This is a genomic window from Melioribacter sulfuriphilus, assembly GCF_052656625.1.
This window is the reverse complement of record NZ_JBQXXK010000010.1, coordinates 112,891-136,774: the sequence shown is the minus strand read 5'-3', so window position 1 is coordinate 136,774 and position 23,884 is coordinate 112,891. Positions and strand designations below refer to the sequence as shown.

Below are 23,884 nucleotides of genomic sequence, written 5' to 3'. Positions count from 1 at the left end.
AATTGAAATATGTCGGGTAGGATTATTTATACAATTGAAGCCAAATGCAGGGATTGCTATCGATGTTTAAGAAATTGTCCAGTCAATGCCATCAGTATTATTAATGGACAAGCATCGGTAGACGAAACTTTGTGTATTTTGTGTGGAAACTGTCTGAAAGAATGTCCCCAAAACGCAAAACAATACCGAAGCGACATCGAAAAAGTAAAGCACCTTGTAAAAGAATTTAATACAGCAATTTCAGTTGCACCTTCGTACCCTGCTTTTTTTGAGGAATGGGAATCGAACAGATTGCCTTCGGTTTTGAGAAAACTTGGATTTAAATACGTTGCCGAAACTTCGGTCGCTGCAAGTAATGTAGCTATGGAATCATTTAATTATTACAGTAAGAATGGTAAATCGTTGATTTCTTCGGCTTGCCCTTCTGTCGTAAATTATATTGAGAAGCATCGACCGGAGCTGATAGACTATTTAGCTCCTTTTCTATCACCTATGATGGCTCATGCTGGCAAAATTAAATATACACTCGGAGATAACTGGAAGGTTGTTTTTGTGGGACCATGTGTTGCTAAGAAAGACGAAGCAGAGCGACCCGAATTTAAAGATCTCGTCGATGCCGTAATTACTTTTGAAGAATTATACGATTGGATGAATGAAGAAGCAATTGAATTTAAGAATTTTGAAGAAAGTAATTTCGACGAAGAGTCGGTGAGTTATTCAAGACTCTATCCACTCTCAGGAGGCATGATTAAAACTGCTTTGACAAATGCCGACAATCTCAATGATGAAATTCATTATATGTGTGGCTGGGATGAAATTAAAGATTCTTTAAAAGAAATCTCAAAGGAACAAAACTTTATTGAACCTTTAATGTGCAAGATGGGATGTATCAATGGTCCTGGTGCTTTTGGAAAAAATTCAGTTCTTGAAAGAAAAAGAAAAGTAATTGATTCGTATAACAAAAAACAACGTCCTTTTAATCCCGCAGAGGTTCAGAAGTATCCAATTGAAATTACCAGAGCCTTTAAGCGCATCAATAAAAGCAAGGAAGAAAACAAAGACGATAATGAAATTATTAAGATACTTAATCAAAAAGGAATAATGAACGAAAAAGACGAATTGAATTGTGGTGCTTGTGGTTACAATTCCTGTCGCGAGAATGCAATCGCAGTATTAAATAATAAAATAGAATTAGAATCGTGTATTCCTTATATGAGACGACTTGCAGAGCAGAGAACAGATAAAATTATCGAGTCGTCTCCCAATGGAATTGTAATACTGGATAGAGAACTTAATATTCTTAGCATGAATGAAGCATTTAAAAAATTTTTTGTTTGTGGGAATGCTCTTCTTGGAAAAAAAATATCTTGCTTGATGGATCCGGAACCATTTATACGCCTTCGAGACGAAAACAATAGAATTATCGAAGTAACTGAAAAACATAAGAATTATAATCTGATCTGTCATCAAATAATTTATAAGCTTCCAGAAGAAGATCAGTATGTAGGAATTTTTGTCGACATAACACGTATGATTTTGAATGAAGAAAAATTAAACATAATTCGTCGAAAGGTTTTAGATCAAGCGCGCGAACTGTTAAATCATCAGATTATGATGGCTCAAAATCTTACAAAATTTCTGGGAGAAAGCACTGCTAAAGGCGAGGAACTGGTTGAGAAATTAATGCAGTTATCGAGCGAGGAAAAAAAGCAAATTTCGGGAGAAGCAAGTGACTGGATATGGAAGAGCTATACTGCGAAGTAGTTGTCGAATCGATCTCAAAGGGAAATAATGTTTTAAGTGGGGATGTCACACAAACAATACGGAACAGTATCGGGACTACATTTTTACTGGCCGATGGTCTTGGTTCGGGACTTAAGGCTCATTTGTCGGCTCAATTCTATTCCTCACAATTTATTGCACTAATAAATTCTGGGTATTCTCTTCGAAAAGCCTTTGCAAGCTTAATTCATACAATCGAAAATGCCAAGAGGAATGAGAATCCTGTCGCATTTTTGTCTGCTATAAGAATTTTGAATGACGGTCTCGGCGTTGCTCTTTTATATGATATGCCACCGGTAATTTTAATCTCCGATAGAAAAGCGGTTCTATTGAATGGCGTTGTCCACTCTTTTTACGACACTATTGTTAATGAAATTAGTTTTACTCTAAAAAAAGAAGAGGGCTTACTAATTTTAAGTGATGGTATTACACAAGCTGGAATCGGTGTTGAAAATGCGGCAGGCTGGCAAATTGAAAAAGTTGTTAAATATACAAATGAATTGCTCAACAATGGTGTGAAAATTGAAGAATTACCCCGACTTATATTGAATGAATCAAAACGACTCTGGAATTACGAACCCAAAGACGATTCTACGGTGGCTTTGATTAAATGTCGTAGGTCTAAAGTTGTAAATCTTCTAACAGGAGCTCCTGTAGATAAATCGATGGATGAAGAAGTGGTCAATAAATTTATGAGTAAAACTGGACTGAAGATTGTCTGTGGAGCTACAACAGCCAAAATAATTGCTCGAATTCTCGGTAAAGAACTTTATCTTGAATATAGCAATGATAACGATATAACACCGCCAGGATATTATATTGAGGGTATTGGACTGGTAACAGAAGGAGCAGTTACTCTTAATCAACTTTACAATATTTGGGGTGAAAATCTCGATAAGCTAAACATTAATAATCCTGTTGCCAGATTGTATGCCTATTTGAGTATAGCAGATAAAATCAATTTATACTGGGGAAAAGCAAAAAATCCATCAGAGGGGGATATAGTTTATAAACAAAAAGGGATTCTTGGCCGCGATAAAATAATTCCACTGTTAATCGAAAAATTCCGAAGTGAGGATAAAATTGTTTGCGTCGAAGAATATTAAAATTTTCTCATTTTTAGGATGACTTTTTCGATTCAAATATTTATCTTTTTTCAGCTCCTTTCAGCAGGGTCTTTAACTAAGAGGGTACGACATGAAAAAGTATTTTGTCATTCTCTTTTTCGTGTGTGTTTCGTTGAATTATTCCCAACTAATCCTTGAAGAAAATTTTGACTATCCTGTTGGAGATTCATTGTCGCATCATAATTGGACTATTTATAAGCAGGGTGATGGCGGAATATTGATTGAAGATTATAACTTAACCTTTCCAAATTACCCTTCGATTTCAGGAAATTCTATAAAAATTGATACGTCAGGAGTAGATTATTACAGGAGTTTAGGCCAGGAATATGAGACAGGTACCTTTTATTTATCCTTCTTAATTAATGTGCAACAAGCCACTACTGCGCAATTGGGAAGCGATATAATTGGCTTTGCAAATAATAGCACCACTTCGCCATTCATGGCGGGCAAATTATTTTTAAAAAAGTATGACGCATCGAGATTTTTGTTCGGAATTAGTAAAACTACCGATACTGTTGAATTTACTGATTCTCCCTATTTATTTAATGAAACTTACCTGGTCGTTATTAAATACATACTGAATTCAGGGTCAGGTAATGATCAGGTGAGCTTGTTTATCTTCGAAAATGAAATACCTCAGACAGAACCAGAACCTGATATACGAATTGATTCAGCAGCGGGTAACGAACCGGCCAATATTTCTGTAGTTGCACTCCGACAGGATATCACAACCAACAAGGCATATATTGACGGGATTCGAGTGTCGACTTCGTGGAGTGAAGCGCCTCTGCCTGTAGAAATGGCATTTTTCAGAGCGAGGTCGCTCAAAAACAAAATAATCTTGAGCTGGGAAACAGTGACTGAATTGAATAACTATGGATTCGAGGTCGAAAGATTTAATTGCAGCGGAAATGAAAGCTGGCAAAAAATCGGATTTGTACACGGACATGGAAATTCATATTCTCCGAAATTTTATTACTTCGAGGATATTCCAGAAAACGGAATTAAATTTAAATACCGCCTCAAACAAATCGATTTCGACGGTACTTTTAAGTTTTACGAATCCGAGCCTGTGGAATTAAATCAGGAAAGTTATGCCGAATTGAAAGTTTATCCCAATCCTTTTAATTCCTGGGCGCGTATTAAATATTTTTTGCCGGGGAATGAAAGCAGGACTATGTCTGTTAAACTTGCAATCTATTCGCTCAATGGTGAACTCGTAGAAATTTTGACCGAGAAAGATGTTTATCCAGGATATCATACAGTTTATATAAATAGCTCAAACTATAGCTCGGGCGTTTATTTTATCGTGCTTTCAACGGATGATTATTTTGTTGCATCTAAATGTACGATTCTCAAATGAATCGACTTTACTTTCAAAGCATCTAAATAGTACAAATTAAATGGAGGTGGTATGAAAAAGAATGTAGGTGGAGGCGACAAGACTTTTAGAATTATTCTGGGTCTTGTAATACTTATTCTCGGTATCATTTATGGAAGCTGGTGGGGATTGATTGGTTTAATCCCGCTCGGAACAGGGTTAATAGGCTGGTGCCCATTGTATTTGCCTTTTGGAATATCGACATGCAAAACCAAAGAACCAGATGCCAAAGAGGAATAGATTTATAGAAAAGATGTAAAGCATCTTGTTAGTAAACTGTAGTTGAAAATATTTAGTAATCCTCTGTTTTTATGAGGTGGAAGTATAAGATTGTTGAGCGTGAGAGAGATTTTGCAGTGCTCAATTAAAAGAGCACTATGCAAAATTAGCTTACCGTAATAACGCTCGACGAAGTGCAAAGAAAAAGTAACAGCGATTTTATTCGCCTATTTTGATTCATGGCGATGGATGAGTTTTTTCTGCTAAATCACATTCATTATAAATTTTATTAGCATTACACCTTTTCATTCACACACATCTGTGACTTTTGTTCGTCATTATATAATTCCAAAAATTAATGCCTGCTTTTGTTTACATTTTTCAGATGCCACTAAGCTAAGCTTATTATTTGTGTATCCAGAAATAAATGACCATAATAAATTTTATAACGTATTTATTATTTTGAAGAGTCAGTAAACAAACGTCACCTCTTTTGATAGTGATAATTATCTTATTTTTATTGCATCTGTTTCTTCTTTTGTATTAAAGGTTTTTAATTGATTTATAATTAGGGAATCAACTGAAAGCAGATTTATTTGTTTTTTGCCGCAATCGTTTTATTTCATTTCAATTTTTACTGGCTTTTCATATATTTGAACGTGATTTAATCTAAATGGGAATGGATGAATTCTCCTTAAATATCGATAGTCGCTACGAGTGTGTTCATGAAGCTGCCGAGAAATTACTTGCTGTGCTGGAACATTATAAAATCGAAGAACATATAAAAAACGCTTTTAATATTTGTTTGACTGAGGCTGCAAATAATGTAATTAAACACAGTTATAAAGAAGAAGCAGGCAAAAATATTATAATCAAACTCTATAAAGAAGATGATTATCTCATACTCGAAATTATAGACGAAGGTATTGCTCGTCCTAACCTCGAAATTCCCGACCTGGATTTCGATCCCCAGGATATCGATAATCTTCCAGAAAGTGGAATGGGTCTTTATATTATCAAACAATTAATGGACGATGTCAATTATTTCTCGATTAACGGCAAGAACTATTTTATTTTGAAGAAATCTATCTCTTAAATCATGATAAAACATACTCTCCTTTTAATTCTTTTCTTTTCTGTATTTTCAATCGCTCAAAAAGATACGTTGAAAAGCGAGGCATTTAGAAATTCTAAGCCAGGTAAAGTATCTTATTTCAAAGCAAAATATCCTTCTTACTCACTCTTAGCAGGATATATTCTGGTAAACGAAGCCAACAGAGGCGACCCTTTCGCTCAACATGAACTTGGAATTAGATATCTTATGGGTAAAGGATTTGAACCCGATACAGTTAAAGCAATTTATTGGATTAGAAAAGCAGCTGATCAGAATCTTGCCGCTGCAAAATATAACTACGGTATTTTGCTTTATAATGGTATTGGAGTACCTTGGAATCCCTTCGAATCGTTTTATAATTTCAAATCGGCGGCCGAACTCGGAATGCCCGAAGCTCAATTTGCTCTTGGAATTATTTATACAGATAATCTGGTAGTATCGAGGGATTACAACAAAGCTTTTACTTATATCACTAAAGCGGCAAATGCTGGATATGAGCCTGCCATGGAATTGAAAGAAGAATTTTTGAAAAAGGGTCTTGTGCCGTCAGCCGATAGTTCAATTGCTGTTGAACAAAATCAAACTAACGAACCTTCGCCAGTTATCAATACCGATTGGGACATCGATTATTTATCAATGGAAAGCGATTCCAGTATTACGGAAGAAGAACGGATTTCTAATCTATTGAAAAAGAATAAATACGAATTAAGAGACTACCTGGGAATTAATGTCTCAAATGAATCTTTGAAAGACACATCTTCACTTGGTTTAATTAAATATGCCGCAGAAAATGGTAGTCCGGAAGCTCTATTGTTAATTGCCGCCAGTTACGAAAAGGGACTGTGGCACACTAAGGACCTTATTCAAGCAGGCATTCATTATCTTACTGCATACAGATTAGGGTCGTATAAAGCGGGCGAACGTCTCTTCAGACTGATTCAATCGAAAGATCTGATAGAGGTATTAAAAAATAAAATTAAGTCTGACAACAGCGAGGCTTATTATTTTCTGGCAGGCATTAGAGCTCTGGAAATGACAAATATTATTTCCATTAAAGAAGCGATTGAATATCTCAACATTGCTGCGGGGAACAACTATATACCTGCTTTAATTGAACTCGGACTTTTGTACAGTTCGGGAGTTGTAGTAAAAAAAGATTTAAATAGAGCGATATCATATTGGGAAAAAGCACAAAAAATGGGTAGCACCGAAGCCGAAATTCGTATTGCCTTTACGACTTTAGTTGACTCTTCATTGACAGCTTACAACAACGATGCACTTGAAATTCTCAAAAAATATTCCGACGAAGGTTCAGTATTGGCACAAACTTACCTTGCATTCTGTTATGAGAAGGGGATTTCGGTAAAAGAGGAGAAAGCAGCGGCTGTAAAATTGTATCGAATCGCAGCTCGGCGTGGTAATGAAACAGCGTATAACTCTCTTAAAAGAATGTATGACGAGTTAAGACCTACGGACGAAACTTTCGTTATTTACTCGGAGAACTGATTCTCTTCAAAACTATAAAAGTCACATCGTCGTTTTGAGCGGCTTCTGCGCGGTGATTGTTTATGAGGCTCACTAATGATTTTTTAATCTCCTCTGCGCTTCTGTCGGAATTTCTTTCAATTGCTTTTTTTATACGCTTTTCACCGAGCATTATTTTGTACTTATTCATCGTTTCGGTTAATCCGTCGGTATGAAAAACAATCGTATCGCCTTCGCCGGGAGTGAAAGTATAGAGCTCGAGAGTTTTTTCGAAAACTCCATAATCATTGAATCCAATACCAATACCGCATGTATTTATTTCTTTGAATTCCTTCTTCAGGAAGTCGTAATGAATCGGGGGCGGATGACCGGCTCTGACAAGATTAATCGTTCCATCTTTTTCTATCGATGCAATTGTGATTGTAAGGAAGAATTCTTTTCGAAGTTTTTGAGAGAAATATTTTTTTAATTTGATAAGAATTTCTTTAACGTCGGAATAATTATCGAGCAGGAAATAGATTATTGCCTGTACTCGTGTCATATAAAGCGCTGCTGCCATCCCTTTTCCGGAAATGTCGCCAATTACAATATACGTTTTGTCGTGTGCCTCGATAATATCGAAATAATCGCCGCCTACTTCTCTTGCGGGTTCATAGTATGATGTCACTTCGTATACGCCAATAGTTGCTTTATGCTTCGGTATCAGGTCAAGCTGAATTTTCTTTGCGATATCGAGCTCATTTTTTGCCAGCAGTTTATCTGCAAGCTCAAAAGCGAGAAGCAAATTTAATATGATAAATCCACTCCAGATATAAAGAGTGTTGTATTCTAGGTATCCAATTCCGAAAAAGAAAATCGAAATCAAGTAGAAAATCCGCCGGGCTGGTGTCAGTTTCATAATAAAGGCATTGAACAGACTACGGATAAATATCAAACCCCTGATTAATTTATTCTTCGATTGATCTGGTTTGGGAATGTCGCTTTTGAAGAATTCGTATACTTCGCTTGCCTCTCGCTTAATCAAATTTTCGATTTCTTGATAACTGAGGTCGCTCGTATACAAATCGAAAATTCGTTTTATTGGATTTTGATGCGGCAACTTATCCCCACTCTTTTTTGTCTGGTTAGACGTATTCACCTCTGAAATGTAACAAATTATTTATGTGATTCTTAAAATTAATATATCAATAGAAATTATTTATTATAAATCGGAATGGTCACCTGGATTATCCTTCCAAAATTCTTTGGAATTGAGGGGGTACTTTTATATTTTAGGCAAATAAAACGCTTAATACTATATTATATCCAGATATATTTTTTTGGTACTAAAATTGAAAGTAGTCGCGTTATGAAAACTTATTGGAAAATAATATTGTTTGTGTTGATGACATACGTGTTAATTGTTGGTATTACATTTCCGATAGTGGCTCAACCCTCGCACTGGTATGAATTCCCAAATATTCCCGGATTAGAAGAGAAAGCAAAGATAATTTTTTTCCATGTTCCTACGGCGTGGTTGTCGGTCATAGCTTTTTTGATGGCGATGTTATACGGAGTTCGTTATCTCAAGAACAAAAATCTGGACGACGATGCCAGATCAAACGCTGCCCTTCAATTAGGGATGTTGTTCACGGTACTGGCAACCGTTACAGGTTCAATCTGGGCAAAATTCACATGGGGAGCTTTTTGGCATTGGGATCCACGTGAGACGAGTATTTTTATACTTCTTTTAATTTATGGCTCGCTTTTGGCACTCCGTTCTGCAATCGAAAACGAGGAAAAAAGAGCACGTCTGTCGGCAGTCTATTCGATTATTGCTTTTTTGACTGTGCCGTTTTTCATTTTTATTATGCCTAGAATAATGGTGGGACTCCATCCAGGCTCGGCTAACGACGACACTTCTGGCCCAATTGTCGATTTTAAGATGAATGCTAATATGCAAATTGTTTTTTATCTGTCGTTGTTGGCATTTACAATCTTGTATTTCTGGATGTGGAAACTACGCTATAAAATTTTAATTCTTTCGGAAAATAATAAATTAGAGAGAGGTTGATGTGGAAAACGGATTGCTAAACTTCTTTGAAACGAACTCAATTTATATTGTTATGTTTATAGTGCTTGTTGTGTGGCTTGGCATTTTTTTGTTCCTGAATAATACGGATAAAAAGCTAAAAGTTTTGGAAAAAGAACTCAAGGAGAAGAAAAACGATGAACAATAAATATATTTTTGGTGGAACTATCATAGTTGTATTCCTCGGATTAATGATCTATCTTTTTACTCAAACCAATGTCCAGTACGAAAGTAGTTTTGTAAAAGTTATGGAATCCGGCAAGACGGTAAAAGCCACCGGAAGCTGGGTCAAAGAAAAAGGTTATCAGATAGATAAACAAAATAAAATATTCAGTTTTTATATCCAGGATACAAACGGAAACGTAATGAAGGTAGTCTATAAAGGCGCAATGCCGAACAACTTCGAGTCGTCTACAAGTGTCGTCGTTACGGGAAAATATTCTGACGGAGTTTTTTATGCAACAGATATATTGACAAAATGTCCCTCCAAATACCAGGAACAACCGGTTCAGCAAGCCGGAGCTTAATTAAAATAATTTTTAAAGGAATATTAATATGATTGGCAACGTAGCTTTAACGTTGGCATTATTGTCAGCTGTCTTTTCTGTAATTATGTATTTTCTGAATTATCGAGGATATAAAAACACATTAGGGCCAGCGCGAATTAGTTTTCATATAAGTGCAATTATGGTGCTTGTAGCGAGCGCACTTTTATTGCAGGCAATTTTAACGCATCAATATCAATATCGATATGTCTATAATTACAGCGGCAGTGGACTGCCTCTGGGATTGTTGATGTCCACATTTTATGCTGGCCAGGAAGGCAGTTTTATGCTATGGACGCTCTTTTCGTCGATAGTAGGTTTGATATTGCTCGACTATACTTCAAAAAGAGGCGACCTCGAACAACGAGTTATGATGGTCTATGGCATCTGTGTCATATACCTTCTCGTTATGGTCAATCCTTTGCTGAAATCTCCTTTTATTTATATCTGGAGTCAGCCCGACTTCATCGACCTGAAGCATATAAATAGCGCTTATTTGACCTTGCCAGCACTACAAAATTTTTTATTTAGCGATCCTCAATCCGGAAAACAATTTATTCAGATAGGACCAGATTTGCTCGCAATATTAAAAGCGAACAATGTTCCTCTCGATAAATTTATAATTGAAGGTAAAGGATTAAATCCGCTTTTGCAAAATTTCTGGATGCAAATTCATCCCCCGATGCTTTTTGTCGGTTTTTCAATGGCTGCCGTTCCCTATTCATTTGCTATGGCTGCATTGATTAAAAATGAATATAATGAATGGGTAAAACAATCTTTGCCTTGGCTGCTTATCGGTACAATGGTGTTGGGACTTGCAATTATGCTCGGTGGTTACTGGGCCTACGGAGTTCTGGGATGGGGTGGCTACTGGGGTTGGGACCCTGTAGAAAATTCATCTCTGGTTCCCTGGTTGATTGCCGTTGCTACAATCCATACAATGCTTATTCAGAAAAAAACTCAGGATAAATCTAACAACGATAAACTCAACGCAGGAAGATTTGTAAAGACCAATTTAATTTTGAGCATCTTTGTATATATTCTTGTTCTTTATTCCACGTTTTTAACTCGAAGCGGTATTCTCGGCGATGCTTCTGTCCATTCTTTCGTCGATCCTGGCATGATGGTGTATTTATTGCTCCTTGTCTTTCTTCTCTTCTTTGGATTGCTGGGACTCGGACTCGTATTTTATCGATGGAAATATTTGACTGAGAATTTTTCGTACGAAGAAAATATTTTATCCCGTGAACTGGCACTCTTTACCGGCTCCTTTGCCTTGATTGCATCGGCAATTATCATATTGGTGGGAACAAGCGCTCCTATTTTCGGACAAACTGTTGAACTTAAATTCTATAATGAACTTAACCTCCCGATTGCTATTATTATCGGATTTTTGAATGGACTCAGCATAATTTTGAAATGGAAGACAACTGGCAAAGAGGAATTGCTTAAAGGTATTAGAATGCCTTTAGTAATTTCATTTTTGCTCACCGCTGCAATCTTTCTTATCAGCGGCGTTGAAAACTTTATGCTTGTAATTCTTACATTCTCTTCGATCTTTGCGATAGTAATTAATGGTGAGATAGTAGTTAAAATACTGCGCGGCAAAAAAAATCACGCCGGCGCTTATATTGCCCATATCGGAATAGCAATTTTTATGGTAGGTGTAGCCGCAACTGCAGGATACACTAAAAGTGAACAGGTTGACCTGGTTAAAGGAGAAAAAGTAGAATTATGGGACTATCAGTTGAGCTTTGCCGGTTATCAACCTATCGAAGGGGGTAAGAAATATGCATTTAATGTAGAAATCAAAGATGGTGATGATATAAAGGTTGCGGCTCCTATTATGTATATTGCTGAATTCAATAATAGTTTAATGCGTGAACCCGATATTTTAGTGGGTTTAACTAAAGATTTTTATGTGGCGCCCGTAAGTTATGATGAAGAAAATCCATCAGACGGCGGAGAGACGATTAACATGAAGAAAGGAGATGTAATCGACTACCGAGGGATGAAGATTGAATTCACAAATTTCATATTGCCTGAAGATATGACTGCTATGATGAGCGGTGGAAAATTCAAAATCGGCGCAAATCTTAGAGTAACTTACAATGGCAAAACTTTTAACCTGGAGCCATATATGGAAAGTGCGAGTGGTCAACAGGAATTTCACAATGCAGAACTCAAAGAAGCCGACCTTAAAATCGCACTTGCAAATATGAATGCAACAGGCGGTGAGATAACAATAGTACTGCAACCTCTTTCTTCAGAAAATATTCCCATTCAAACTCCTAAAGAAGTATTAACAGTAGAAGTCAGTATAAAACCGTTTATCAGTCTTGTATGGCTTGGTGTGGTAGTGATGGTAATCGGATTTATAATATCGGCTTCAAGGCGGTCTAAAGAATCGCTGGCTTGAAAATTTTTTTAAGAATGAGCCCGGCACAGTCCGGGCTTTTTTATTTTAAATTTTCCTGTTTCTCTTTTCTTCTTATTTTAGCATTAATCATTTATAACTGCAGGTGTAATTATGGAACGTACCATTATCAATATGTTCGAAACAAGCGTTTCGAAATATTCATCGAATGTTTTTCTTAAAGAAAAGAGAAACGGAATATATCAAGGGCTGACATATTCTGAAGTGAAAAGGCTTGTCTACAATTTTGCCGCAGGTTTGATTTCGTTGGGTATCAACAAAGGAGACCGTCTTGCTTTAATATCTGAAGGGAGAAATTACTGGGTTATTAGTGAGTTAGGGATATTATATACCGGTGCAGTAAATGTCCCTATTTCTGTTAAAATTGATGAACTTAACGATTTGAAATTTCGACTTGACCATTCAGGTGCGAGAGTCGCCGTTGTTTCAGCCTCACAGCTACATAAAATAAGAGGAATTAAAAAGGATCTACCTGAACTCGAAAAAACAATTGTGCTCGATAAAATTGAGGATCTTCAGGATGATGAATTATACATCGAAGATTTATTTGAAATGGGAGAGGAATTTCTAAAATCAAACAGACATATCTTGAATGAAAGAATGGAATCAGTTAAAGAAAACGATTATGCAAATATCTGTTATACTTCGGGTACTACAGCCGATCCGAAAGGAATAGTTTTATCTCACAGAAATTATACAGCAAACGTAGAACAGGCCTCTGGCCTTTTGCCAATCCCTGAATGGTACACAACGTTGTTAATATTACCGTGGGACCATGCTTTTGCGCATACTGCTGGGATTTATACTTTAATGTATAACGGAGCATCGCTGGCAGCTGTTGAATTAGGCCGGACTCCGATGGAAACTCTGAAAAACATCCCTAAAAATATTAAAGAAATAAAACCGACTTTTCTTTTGAGTGTACCTGCACTGGCAAAGAATTTCAGAAAGAATATCGAAAAAGGAATTCGTGAAAAAGGAGAACGGGTTGAAAAGATTTTTAATCATGCTCTTAAATTGGCTTATAAATACAATGCCGAGGGATGGAACAGGGGAAGAGGAAAAAGAAAATTCTTAAAACCACTCTATAAACTATATGATAAAATCCTTTTTTCGAAAATACGCGAAAATTTCGGCGGAAAACTTGAATTTTTTATCGGTGGCGGAGCTTTGCTCGATATCGAATTACAGCGGTTTTTTTATGCAATTGGGATTCCTATGCTTCAGGGCTACGGTTTAACCGAAGCAGCACCAATTATTTCGGCAAATGTACCGGCTAAACATAAACTCGGCTCTTCGGGCAGAATTGTAGATAACCTTGAAATTAAAATATGCGACGAAAACGGAAACGAATTGCCCATCGGTCAAAAAGGTGAAATTGTGGTTAAAGGAGAAAATGTAATGGCCGGTTACTGGAAGAACGAAAAAGCTACCGCAGAAACGGTCAAAGATGGATGGCTTTTTACCGGCGACCTCGGGTATCTCGACGAAGATGGTTTTCTCTATGTACTGGGCAGATTCAAATCGCTTTTAATTGCCAGCGACGGAGAGAAATATTCACCCGAAGGAATTGAAGAATCTCTTACAGAAAATTCCAGATACATCGATCAGATTATGCTTTACAATAATCAATCACCTTATACAGTAGCTCTTATTGTTCCTAATAAAGAACAGGTTAGACTATACCTCGAAGAGAAAAACTTATCTCATAAAACAGATGAAGGGCAGAATACCGTCATAAAATTGATCGACGACGAGATATCAAAATTCAAACAAGGAGGTCAATTTGCAGGAGAATTTCCAGAAAGATGGCTACCGGCTACTTTTGCCCTTCTGGGCGAAGCCTTTACAGAGCAAAATCATTTCCTCAACAGTACACTTAAAATGGTTCGCAGTAAAATAACCGAATTCTATAAACAAAGGATCGATTACCTTTTTACTGCGGATGGAAAAAATATTTATAACCACCAAAACAAGAAAATTGTCGAAAGGATGTTTCAATAGTCTTTTTATATAATCTATTTTTATAAAAATTTTTACTATTGAGCTATAAATTTACCCCCTTTTTTTTACGATAATACAGATAGATAAAAGAGGGATTAAAATGAGTTATATTTTGCTTATTGATAATGACCTCAAATTTAGGGGATTACTGAAAAAGTTTATCGAAAAGAAATTCATTACGACTGTAGTTGAAGCAAGTTCTGAAAAAGAGGCACTCGATAAAATCGACCGAAGAAAACCAAGAATGGTATTTGTCGACACGGACACGAACTTTGAAAGCGGGCTCGGATTCCTGGAAACATTAAAGACTTACAACGTGCCTGTGATAGCTTTAACGACAAATAGTGAAAGGGAACATATCGAAAAATTAATTTCTTACAGGATAGAAGGCTGTCTTTTGAAAACAGATATCCTTTCACAATTGACCGAAAGACTTGAACGAATATTTCATAGATACGAACATTTGTATGTTTAATTAAATCCCAAAAGGATTTTTCCGATCGTAATCGAAATCGGGGCGATAGTAATTATAACTTTCCAATTCCTGTATCCATCCGTTTCTTAGACCATATTTTTCCATCAGTTCAATGGCTTTGTAATATTCAATAGGACGTAACGTTCTGCTCAGTAATGGCTCCTTAATGGCTTTGTGTGCTGGGTAATATTGCGACATTAAAGAGATATGAACATCACGATCGAGTTCTTCTGCAATAAATTTGAAAACTTTTTCTGATTCAGAAAGGTCATTGGGTAAAACCAGGTGACGGATTATCAGTCCTCGCACTACTGTGTTGCCTTCGAAAATCAGTTTGGAGTCTACCTGTCGGTACATTTCCTTAATTGCTTTTCCTGCTACTTCAAAGTAATCTTTTGCATTGGAATAAAGTTTACCATATTTGCTGTCTCCGTATTTGAAGTCGGGCAAGTATATGTCAATCACACCGTCGTACAATTTCAGCATCTCTACCGAATCATATCCGTTCGAGTTGTAAATTATTGGAAGACGCAGTCCCTTTTTTGCAGCAATATAAATTGATTTGAGTATTGTGCCGCTAAAATGAGTAGGCGATACAAGTCCGATATTGTGACAGCCCATCTCCTGTAATTCGAGCATTATTTCTGCCAGTCGTTCGTGGGAAACTTCGTTGAATTTTTCAGATTCCCAATTTTGACTAATCTGGTAATTCTGGCAATAGATGCATCTCAAATTGCAATTTCCAAAAAATATATTGCCAGCTCCTTTGGTACCAGAAAGAACAGGCTCTTCACCAAAATGAGGAGTATATGAAGAAACAATAGGTAAAGGTCCGCTCATACAAAAACCGTATTTATAATTTATCCGATCAGTATGGCAATTTTTTGGACATACAGTACATTCGTACATTTTTTTGTAAGCTAATTCAGCCCGCATTTCAAGTTCACCTGATTCGAGAAGTTTAATGTAAGACGGTACGAATGTCATACTACACTTTTTAATTTTTCTATCGATAATATATTAAAAATTGGAGGTATAATGTCTTTATTAAAGTGGAACGACTCGTACTCTGTCAATATTAAAAGTATTGACGAGCAGCATAAAAAGCTACTGGAAATAATCAATGAACTTCACGATGCAATGAAAGTAGGCAATAGTAAGCAGGCTTTGGGTAAGATATTTGACAAACTTCTTGAGTATACTCATTCACATTTTTCTTATGAAGAAAAACTGATGGAAAAATATGGTTACAGCGAACTTACATTCCACAGACAGACACACCAGAATTTAATTAATCAGTTGAAAGAATTAATAGATAGTTACGGTAAAGGGAATACCACATTAAGTATTAATGTTATGAATTTCCTCCAGGACTGGCTTGTGGGACATATTCAGGGCAGCGATAAAAAATACACTCTCCATTTGAATGCGAAAGGAGTATACTAAAAAAATCCGACAGAGCTTAATCCGCCGGGAAAATCATAATATTTCTTTCAAAGATTCTTCAGCTGCTTTAATAGTTGTATTAATATCATTTTCAGTATGAGCTGTAGAAACGAAAAGCGCTTCGAATTGCGCCGGAGGAAGATAAATTCCTCTCTTTAACATCGAATGGAAGAATTTGCCGAATAGCACCGTATCGGATTTAATAGCGGTCTTAAAGTCGTAAACAGGTTCTTCTGTAAAGAAGAGAGTCATCATTGAGCCGACTCGATTTAGTTGAAAATTCTTACCTGCAGACTTGACAGCATTAATAATCCCATCTGCCAGGAGTGAGGATTTTTTTTCGAGTTCGTCGTAGATGCTCAGATTATTTTTGATGTAGGAGAGCGCTGCAAATCCGGCGTTCATTGCCAGCGGGTTGCCACTTAAAGTTCCTGCTTGATAGACCGGTCCAACAGGTGAAACCATTTCCATGATTTCTTTTTTGCCTCCATATGCACCTACGGGTAGTCCGCCACCTATAATCTTTCCGAATGTTGTCATATCAGGCTTAACGCCGAGAATTTCCTGAGCGCCGCCTGCAGCCACTCTAAATCCCGTCATTACTTCGTCGAATATCAATACAATTTTTTCTTCAGAACACAGATCGCGCAATTCTTTTATGAAATTGCCATCGGCTTTGACGGTTCCCATGTTTCCAACAATTGGTTCGAGAATCAGGGCTGCAATTTCGCCTTTGTTTTGGGAAATTATTTTTTTAACCGACTCGATATTATTGAATTCAGCCAGTAATGTATCTGCTGCGTTTCCTTTTGTAACGCCTGGACTGGTTGGAACGCCGAAAGTTAGAGCACCACTGCCAGCCTTAATCAAAAAGAAATCGCCATGTCCGTGATAGCAGCCTTCGAATTTGATTATTTTTTCTTTGCCTGTAAAACCGCGGGCTACTCTAATAGCGCTCATTGTAGCTTCTGTGCCACTGTTTACCATTCGTACCATTTCGACCGATGGGACCAGTTCGCAAATCAATTCTGCCATTTTTAATTCAATTTCTGTGGGAGCTCCGAAACTTGTGCCTTCTTCAATTGCTCTTAGTAGTGCATCTTTTATAAAAGGAGGATTATGCCCGAATAGATGAGGTCCCCAGCTACCAATGTAATCGAGTAATTCATTGCCGTCGACGTCGAACATTTTGGAACCTTTGCCTCTAGTTATGAAAAGCGGCGTTCCCCCGACGGATTTAAATGCTCTGACAGGCGAATTTACTCCGCCCGGAATTAATTTCTGCGCTCGTTCAAACAATTTTTCACTTTTTTCTGTGTTCATAAATTTCCTTTACTGTTTAATTCTCAATTACTGATCTAAAAATATCAAAATTCGCTGCAATGAGGAAATGTTAATGCTTTTTTATCGCGAAATATTGTCTTCTATGACATGAAAGATTAACGGCTTTTTTGCTAATAATTTGTTAATTTATGATTAACAAATAAAATTAATAAAGTATATGCTATCTACTATTTCGTTTTTCAATATATTGCTACCGTTCTTATACATAATTGTATTTTTGGTCTACGCTTTCGACTTTTTCTCGGAGAAAAGTAAGTTCACGCATTCAAAGAGAATATTCCTCTTTGTCACATTAATTGCCCACATTCTCTATATCATTTTCAGAACGGTTGAATTCGATCATACCCCGATTACGAGTAAATTCGAAATATTTTCATTATTGGCATGTTCAATTGCGTTTTCTTATTTTTTACTGGAACTCCTCACAGATATCAGAGGAACCGGAACATTCATCCTCTTTTTCTCTGTAATATTTCAGATTATTTCTTCCCTCTTTATAGAACATAACTATCAGGTGCCGGAAGTGCTCAGAAACAGAATGTTGGGTATACATGTAATAAGCGCACTGCTTGGATATTCCGGTTTTACAATTTCCGCAGTATACGGAATTTTGTTCCTTATACTCTACAAAAATCTCAAGACAAATAAATTCGGACTGATTTTCAACAGACTGCCGAGTCTCGAAATACTTGAGAAGCTCAGTTTTTATTCGGTATTGATTGGATTTATTTTATTAACAGTAGCAATGATTATTGGAATAATATGGCTGCCGAGCGCTTTCCCCGATTTCAGTTACGGCGACCCGAAGCTTGTCGGAACGTTCTTTGTGTGGATTATCTATTGTCTCGGTATTGCAAGCAAATTAATCGGGAAATGGTATGGCAGAAAAGTTATAATATTTTCGCTTACCGGATTTGTCCTTACAATGGTCTCGTTGATTTTGACGAGCACTCTGCAAAATACTTTTCATTCATTTTATTAAAAATAGATTTGCATAAATGAACTTTGTTGGAATTACAATAAATCATAATACTGCGCCGATTGAAATACTCGAATCGCTCCACCTTAGTCGTGATGAAATAATTGAATTTATATCGCACTTAAAAGAAAATTATAAAGAAGGAGTGATTTTATCGACATGCAACCGAACGGAAATATATTCGCTACTTCCCAATTACAATCTGGATTCTAATAAGATAATTGCCAGTTTGCTGGAATTTAAAAAAGTAGAAAATCTTAAAAACGAGTATTTCAGAAGATATTTTTCATGCGGAGCCGTAAAGCATCTTTTCTCTGTTGCTGCGGGAATCGACTCGCTGGTAATTGGCGATAGCCAGATATTGGGACAGGTTAAAGAAGCTTATGAAATTTCCGAGGATATTAATTTTTCCGGTTCAGTAATTAAGCGAGTATTCGAAGCTGCTTTGAAAGTAGGAAAGAGAGCTATAAAGGAGACGGCTATTGGAGAAGGCGCTGTAACAGTCAGCTATGCCGCTGTCCAAGTGGTCGAAAAAATCTACTCGAATCTCGATAAAAAATCAGCGTTGATTATTGGGGCAGGTGAGACTGGCGAATTGGCTGCAGTTCACTTGAGAGACAAAGGAATTGGCAAAATAAGTATTTCCAACCGTACAATTGAACGCGCCGAAAAATTAGCAGAAAAAGTTAAAGGCGGGATTACTCCGTTCCCATCCCTTAAAGAGCATTTGCATAATTATGATATTATAATAAGCGCTACAAGTGCAGAAAATCTTATTATTCATTATGAGGATTTGGCATCTGCTGTTAAAAAAAGAAAAGGACAACCAATTGTAGTTATGGACATTGCAATTCCGAGAGATGTCGACTCGAGAGTAAAAGAAATTGACAGCGTTTTTTATCACGATATGGAATCGTTAAAAGTTATTGTCGACCAGAATATTCAGAAAAGAAAAAATGAAATTCCTAAAATCGAATCGATTATTATGGAAGAAATGCAGAATTTCTTTGCATGGTACAATACTCTCGAAATTGTGCCGGTAATTAAATCTCTCAGGAATTTCTTCGATTCAATTCGCGAAGATGAACTCGAAAAAATTAAACATAAAGTTACTCCGGAAGATTTTAATAAAATAGAAGATATGACTCGCAGGATGATAGGCAGATTATTGCATAATCCTACAATTAAATTAAGACAACTTGCCGAACAGGGCATCAATCCCGACGATATAGCAAATCACTCGTTTTTGATTAAAGAACTTTTCTCGCTCGATAATAAAACAAACGGCACGGAAGAAAATAAAGAGGAAAAAAATTGAATAAGCGTAAACTTATTATTGGCAGCCGAGGGAGCGAACTGGCTCTCTGGCAGGCTAATTTTATTAAAAAACAACTCGAAAAGGTCGATAAAAATCTCGACATTGAAATTAAAATTATTCGCACAAAAGGCGACAAAATATTAAACAAATCGCTTTCGAAGATTGGCGATAAAGGATTGTTTACCAAAGAAATCGAGAATGAATTAATAAAAGGCACGATTGACTTAGCAGTTCACAGTTTGAAAGACTTGCAAACTGAATTACCCGACGGTTTGATGCTTGCCGCAGTAACAAAAAGACACCCGGTTGAAGATGTTCTGATTGCTCGAAAAAAAAGAACTACTATCGAATCTTTGCGCGAAGGCGCTATAGTTGCAACCGGATCACTCAGAAGGAAAGCACAATTACTCCATTTACGGCCAGATATTAAAATTGTCGATTTGAGAGGAAACGTACCGACTCGCATAAATAAATTTCTGGAGTCGGATTGGGATGCAATTATTCTTGCAAGAGCAGGAGTTGAAAGACTTAATCTTAAAAAATATATTTCTTCTTTTATATCAACTGAAGAAATATTACCTGCTGTTGGGCAGGGAGCTCTCGGTATCGAAGTTAAGAATGATAATAAAGACGCTATAGAAATTCTTAAATCGATTCACGATTTTGAAACTTACGTTGAAACTGCTGCCGAGAGGTCATTGCTGAAATCGCTCGAAGGAGGCTGTCAGGTGCCCATCGGAGCTTATGCTAAAAAAGAATCGAACGGTTTGTATCTCGACGCGGTTGTTGCCAGTTTAGACGGTACTATTACTTTCAGAAAGAAAATGAGAGGTTCGTCCGCCAAACCGGAAGCCCTTGGTAAAAAACTGGCGAAGGATTTGTTGCGTGCCGGATCACGAAAAATTTTATCCGACATTAAATCAAACGGATAAATTGATACTCGAAAACACAAAAATATTGATAACGAAAGAGGAAGGAATTTATTCCTCGTTGCAACCCCTTGCTGACGAGGGAGCCGAATTGATTTTCTTCCCGGCTATTAAAATAGTCCCTGCTTTTAGCGAAAAGGAAATTATCGACCTTTCGACCGAAATTAGAAATTATGACTATTTGATTTTTACTTCACAAAATGCAGTTTCGATTTTTCATGATATAGCAGAGGATTTCGGACTGGACCTTTCTAAAACAAAAATTGCAGTAACAGGTAAAACTACTGCAGATAAGTGCGCAGAAAAAGGCTATTATATTCATATAATTCCGGAACAATTCAGCGCAGCCGGATTACTCGAAAGATTTAAAAATATCGGCGTCGAAAATAAAAAAATCCTTTTACCCTCTTCGTCAATTGCACGGGATGAATTACAAAAAGGACTGATAGAACTTCGTGCCACCGTTAAAGTAATGAAAATTTACGATACGGTTCAGAACGATTCAGATACTCTCGCCGATAAAATTGAATTGATTAAAGAAGATAAACCCGATCTGTTCGTGTTTACGAGTCCGTCAAACTACAAGAATTTTATCGGCATTATGAACATTGACAATCCTGCCGATTATTTTGGCGATAGTTTTATTTGCGCAATCGGAACAACTACCGAGAAAGAGATAAGAAAATCCGGTGTGAATGTAAATATCGTCCCGGCAGAATTTTCGCTAAATGGAATTTCAGATGCCATCATAACGTTTTATAAATCTACAGGCAATATGGCTTAAGGAGGAAAATTGAACTTAAAAAACGACTTATTTCTGAAAGCTTGTAAAAAAGAAAATACCGAAAGAACTCCGGTTTGGATAATGAGACAGGCGGGAAGGTATTTGCCCGAATATAGAAAAGTAAGAGAAAAATACGATTTTCTCACGATGTGCAAAACACCGGAACTTGCAGCAGAGGTAACTATTCAGCCGGTTGATATAATCGGTGTTGATGCCGCAATCATTTTTTCCGACATACTCGTTATTCCCGAAGCGATGGGTATGAAACTCGAAATGGTAGAAAGTAAAGGACCAAAACTTTACGAACCGGTCAGAAACGCAAACGATATTTACAAACTCAAAAAAATTGACCCAGTTAAAGATCTGAAATATGTCCTCGATGCGGTATCTCTAACAAAAAAAGAATTGAATCATCGAGTACCTTTAATTGGATTTTCCGGCTCGCCCTGGACTTTAATGACCTATATGGTGGAAGGTGGGGGAACAAAAAACTTTTCGGAAGTCAAAAAGTTTATTTATAACCAGCCCGAAGCTGCTCACCGTTTACTTGGAATGATTTCTGACGCAGTGGCAGAATATTTATCGGCTAAATTGGAATCCGGAGTAGATGCCGTTCAGATTTTTGATACATGGGGCGGCATTCTGACCCCTCACGACTTCGAGGAATTTTCTCTCAGATATATTAAAGAAGTAATCTCAAAAATTAATCGCAAGGACCAACCAATTATTGTCTTTGCAAAAGGCGTTCATTACTCGATTGAAAAATTGGCTGACTGCGGAGCTGATGTGCTCGGCCTCGATTGGACTATGAATCTGAATGAAGTCAGAAATAAAGTAGGTAGTAAAGTAGCATTACAGGGGAATCTCGATCCAACTGTACTTTATGCAGGTAAAGATAAAATTTTTGAAGAAACTGTAAGAGTTCTTAATTCTTACGGTAAAGGTTCCGGACATATATTTAATCTCGGTCATGGAATTTTACCCGATATCGATCCGGAAAATGTGAAGTTTCTCGTCGCCACGATTAAAGAAGAAAGCAAAAAAAATTTTTAATAAAAAAATGGGTACGAAATGTTCGACATAAATCTCGATTTGATTAAGAAATACGACAGACCCGGTCCAAGATATACAAGTTATCCGACGGCGCCGCATTTTAATGAATCGTTTAAAGCGGAAAATTTTATTGACGAAGTTATCAGAACGAATAATCAGGATAATCCACCTTATCTTTCGCTCTATTATCATATACCTTTTTGCGATACGCTTTGTTATTTCTGCGGTTGCAATATGATTGTTACTAGGAACCGAGACAGAATAAAAAAATATATCAATTACGTGAAAAATGAAATCGACTTGCTAAGGACTTATATAAAACCCGATAGAAAGGTAATCCAATTACATTGGGGCGGAGGTACTCCTACACATTTAAATCCTGATGAAATTGAAGACTTTATCGGTTATATCAATTCCAATTTCGAAATGCTGCCCGAAGCAGAGAAAGGATGCGAGATTGATCCTCGCGGGTTAACTAAAGAACATCTTGAAGCATTACGATACGGCGGGTTCAATAGAATAAGTATGGGTGTGCAGGATTTCAACGAGAAGGTCCAAAAAGCCGTCAACAGAATTCAACCCGAGGATATGACAAGGCAAGTGGTAAACTGGGTGCGTGAACTCGGTTTTCAAAGCATTAATCTCGACTTAATTTACGGTCTCCCTTTTCAAACCCTCGAAACATTTGAAAGCACTGTTGATAAAATAATTGACATTTCGCCCGACAGAATAGCGGTTTTTAACTATGCTCACGTTCCATGGCTAAAAAAACATATGGGACTTATTAATCCTGAAGATTTACCAAAGCCGGAAGTTAAATTACAGATTCTTAAAATGACAATCGAAAAACTGACATCCGCCGGATATGTTTTTATCGGGATGGATCACTTTGCCAGGCCGGAAGATGAACTGGCTGTTGCTTTGAGAGAGAAGAAACTCTACAGAAATTTTCAGGGCTACAGCACACACGCCGGCGCAGATCTGTATGCTATGGGTATTACTTCAATAAGTCAGATCGGAAGAATTTATACTCAGAATTACAAAAAGGAGAAAGAATACTTCGAAGCTCTGGACAACGAAACCTTCCCGACCGAGAGAGGATATTATCTTAGCGACGACGATTTATTGCGGCGCGAAGTCATCACCAGGATTATGTGCGACTTCGAGCTCGATTTTGAGTCAATCGAAAATAAATTCAATATTGAATTTGAAAACTATTTTAAAAATGCTCTCGAAGGGTTGAAAAAATTTGCCGAGGATAACCTTGTTGTAATTGATAATCGGAAAATTACGGTTACTCCAATGGGTAGATTATTAATTAGAAATATCGCCATGAATTTCGATAGATATCTCGAAAAAGAAAATACAAAATATTCACGAACCATATAATT

Annotated in this window: 22 protein-coding genes; 19 read left to right on the top strand and 3 right to left on the bottom strand. The window is 36.9% G+C overall.

Features of this window, described 5'->3' with window-relative positions:
- Nucleotides 1–9: 9 nt before the first annotated feature.
- The 6 genes from ACUN8G_RS13455 to ACUN8G_RS13430 all read left to right on the top strand — a co-directional run bounded on the left by ACUN8G_RS13455 (nt 10) and on the right by ACUN8G_RS13430 (nt 7,129).
- Entirely contained in the window at nt 10–1,764 is a 1,755-nt protein-coding gene (locus tag ACUN8G_RS13455) for a [Fe-Fe] hydrogenase large subunit C-terminal domain-containing protein (protein ID WP_437345430.1), read from the top strand.
- Nucleotides 1,740–2,888: a SpoIIE family protein phosphatase gene (locus ACUN8G_RS13450; RefSeq protein ID WP_437345429.1), complete on the top strand. Its 1,149-nt coding sequence runs from the start codon at nt 1,740–1,742 to the stop codon at nt 2,886–2,888. Before ACUN8G_RS13455 ends, ACUN8G_RS13450 begins: the two co-directional genes overlap by 25 nt.
- A gap of 91 nt (nt 2,889–2,979) precedes the next feature.
- Nucleotides 2,980–4,272, top strand: a complete 1,293-nt coding sequence (locus ACUN8G_RS13445; protein ID WP_437345428.1) for a T9SS type A sorting domain-containing protein — start codon at nt 2,980–2,982, stop codon at nt 4,270–4,272.
- A 51-nt stretch (nt 4,273–4,323) separates the two neighbouring features.
- Complete coding sequence (locus ACUN8G_RS13440; RefSeq protein WP_437345427.1) at nt 4,324–4,530, top strand: YgaP family membrane protein; 207 nt, start codon at nt 4,324–4,326, stop codon at nt 4,528–4,530.
- 658 nt (nt 4,531–5,188) lie between these two features.
- Complete coding sequence (locus tag ACUN8G_RS13435) at nt 5,189–5,605, top strand: ATP-binding protein (RefSeq protein ID WP_437345426.1); 417 nt, start codon at nt 5,189–5,191, stop codon at nt 5,603–5,605.
- Nucleotides 5,606–5,608: 3 nt separating this feature from the next.
- Nucleotides 5,609–7,129 carry a tetratricopeptide repeat protein gene (locus tag ACUN8G_RS13430; RefSeq protein WP_437345425.1) on the top strand — a complete coding sequence of 507 codons (1,521 nt, stop codon included), beginning with the start codon at nt 5,609–5,611 and terminating at the stop codon, nt 7,127–7,129.
- On the opposite strand, the gene ACUN8G_RS13425 is transcribed toward ACUN8G_RS13430, so the two are convergent.
- A complete protein-coding gene (locus ACUN8G_RS13425; RefSeq protein ID WP_437345424.1) occupies nt 7,110–8,207 on the bottom strand; it encodes a PP2C family protein-serine/threonine phosphatase in 1,098 nt (365 codons plus the stop codon). The genes ACUN8G_RS13430 and ACUN8G_RS13425 overlap by 20 nt on opposite strands.
- A gap of 114 nt (nt 8,208–8,321) precedes the next feature.
- Here ACUN8G_RS13425 and ACUN8G_RS13420 point away from each other — a divergent pair, with 114 nt between their 5' ends.
- From ACUN8G_RS13420 to ACUN8G_RS13395, 6 genes are all read left to right on the top strand, one after another.
- Complete coding sequence (locus ACUN8G_RS13420) at nt 8,322–9,161, top strand: cytochrome c biogenesis protein (RefSeq protein ID WP_437345423.1); 840 nt, start codon at nt 8,322–8,324, stop codon at nt 9,159–9,161.
- A gap of 1 nt (nt 9,162) precedes the next feature.
- Nucleotides 9,163–9,327 (top strand): CcmD family protein, encoded by a 165-nt coding sequence (locus ACUN8G_RS13415; RefSeq protein ID WP_437345422.1) that lies wholly within the window; start codon nt 9,163–9,165, stop codon nt 9,325–9,327.
- Nucleotides 9,317–9,706, top strand: a complete 390-nt coding sequence (locus ACUN8G_RS13410) for a cytochrome c maturation protein CcmE domain-containing protein (protein WP_437345421.1) — start codon at nt 9,317–9,319, stop codon at nt 9,704–9,706. Before ACUN8G_RS13415 ends, ACUN8G_RS13410 begins: the two co-directional genes overlap by 11 nt.
- Nucleotides 9,707–9,734: 28 nt before the next feature.
- Complete coding sequence (gene ccsA, locus ACUN8G_RS13405) at nt 9,735–12,143, top strand: cytochrome c biogenesis protein CcsA (RefSeq protein WP_437345420.1); 2,409 nt, start codon at nt 9,735–9,737, stop codon at nt 12,141–12,143.
- A gap of 111 nt (nt 12,144–12,254) precedes the next feature.
- Entirely contained in the window at nt 12,255–14,165 is a 1,911-nt protein-coding gene (locus tag ACUN8G_RS13400; RefSeq protein WP_437345419.1) for an AMP-dependent synthetase/ligase, read from the top strand.
- Nucleotides 14,166–14,265: 100 nt separating this feature from the next.
- Complete coding sequence (locus ACUN8G_RS13395) at nt 14,266–14,640, top strand: response regulator (RefSeq protein WP_437345418.1); 375 nt, start codon at nt 14,266–14,268, stop codon at nt 14,638–14,640.
- Here ACUN8G_RS13395 and ACUN8G_RS13390 read toward each other — a convergent pair whose 3' ends face one another.
- Nucleotides 14,641–15,627, bottom strand: coding sequence for a radical SAM protein (locus tag ACUN8G_RS13390; protein WP_437345417.1), 987 nt, complete (start codon nt 15,625–15,627; stop codon nt 14,641–14,643).
- A 51-nt stretch (nt 15,628–15,678) separates the two neighbouring features.
- Here ACUN8G_RS13390 and ACUN8G_RS13385 point away from each other — a divergent pair, with 51 nt between their 5' ends.
- Entirely contained in the window at nt 15,679–16,086 is a 408-nt protein-coding gene (locus ACUN8G_RS13385) for a bacteriohemerythrin (protein WP_437345416.1), read from the top strand.
- A 33-nt stretch (nt 16,087–16,119) separates the two neighbouring features.
- Here ACUN8G_RS13385 and hemL read toward each other — a convergent pair whose 3' ends face one another.
- Nucleotides 16,120–17,409 (bottom strand): glutamate-1-semialdehyde 2,1-aminomutase, encoded by a 1,290-nt coding sequence (gene hemL / locus ACUN8G_RS13380; protein WP_437345415.1) that lies wholly within the window; start codon nt 17,407–17,409, stop codon nt 16,120–16,122.
- A gap of 178 nt (nt 17,410–17,587) precedes the next feature.
- Here hemL and ACUN8G_RS13375 point away from each other — a divergent pair, with 178 nt between their 5' ends.
- Genes ACUN8G_RS13375 through hemN form a run of 6 tightly spaced genes read left to right on the top strand, consistent with a single transcriptional unit; the run spans nt 17,588 to nt 23,882 of the window.
- Nucleotides 17,588–18,412: a cytochrome C assembly family protein gene (locus tag ACUN8G_RS13375; RefSeq protein ID WP_437345414.1), complete on the top strand. Its 825-nt coding sequence runs from the start codon at nt 17,588–17,590 to the stop codon at nt 18,410–18,412.
- Between the two features lie 16 nt (nt 18,413–18,428).
- Complete coding sequence (gene hemA / locus ACUN8G_RS13370; protein WP_437345413.1) at nt 18,429–19,727, top strand: glutamyl-tRNA reductase; 1,299 nt, start codon at nt 18,429–18,431, stop codon at nt 19,725–19,727.
- Nucleotides 19,724–20,659: a hydroxymethylbilane synthase gene (hemC, locus tag ACUN8G_RS13365; protein WP_437345412.1), complete on the top strand. Its 936-nt coding sequence runs from the start codon at nt 19,724–19,726 to the stop codon at nt 20,657–20,659. Before hemA ends, hemC begins: the two co-directional genes overlap by 4 nt.
- Nucleotides 20,613–21,440 carry a uroporphyrinogen-III synthase gene (locus ACUN8G_RS13360; protein WP_437345411.1) on the top strand — a complete coding sequence of 276 codons (828 nt, stop codon included), beginning with the start codon at nt 20,613–20,615 and terminating at the stop codon, nt 21,438–21,440. The genes hemC and ACUN8G_RS13360 overlap by 47 nt, the downstream gene beginning before the upstream one ends.
- 9 nt (nt 21,441–21,449) lie before the next feature.
- Nucleotides 21,450–22,493, top strand: a complete 1,044-nt coding sequence (gene hemE, locus ACUN8G_RS13355; RefSeq protein WP_437345410.1) for a uroporphyrinogen decarboxylase — start codon at nt 21,450–21,452, stop codon at nt 22,491–22,493.
- Nucleotides 22,494–22,511: 18 nt separating this feature from the next.
- On the top strand, nt 22,512–23,882 hold the full coding sequence (gene hemN / locus ACUN8G_RS13350; protein WP_437345409.1) for an oxygen-independent coproporphyrinogen III oxidase: 1,371 nt from the start codon (nt 22,512–22,514) through the stop codon (nt 23,880–23,882).
- Nucleotides 23,883–23,884: the final 2 nt, after the last annotated feature.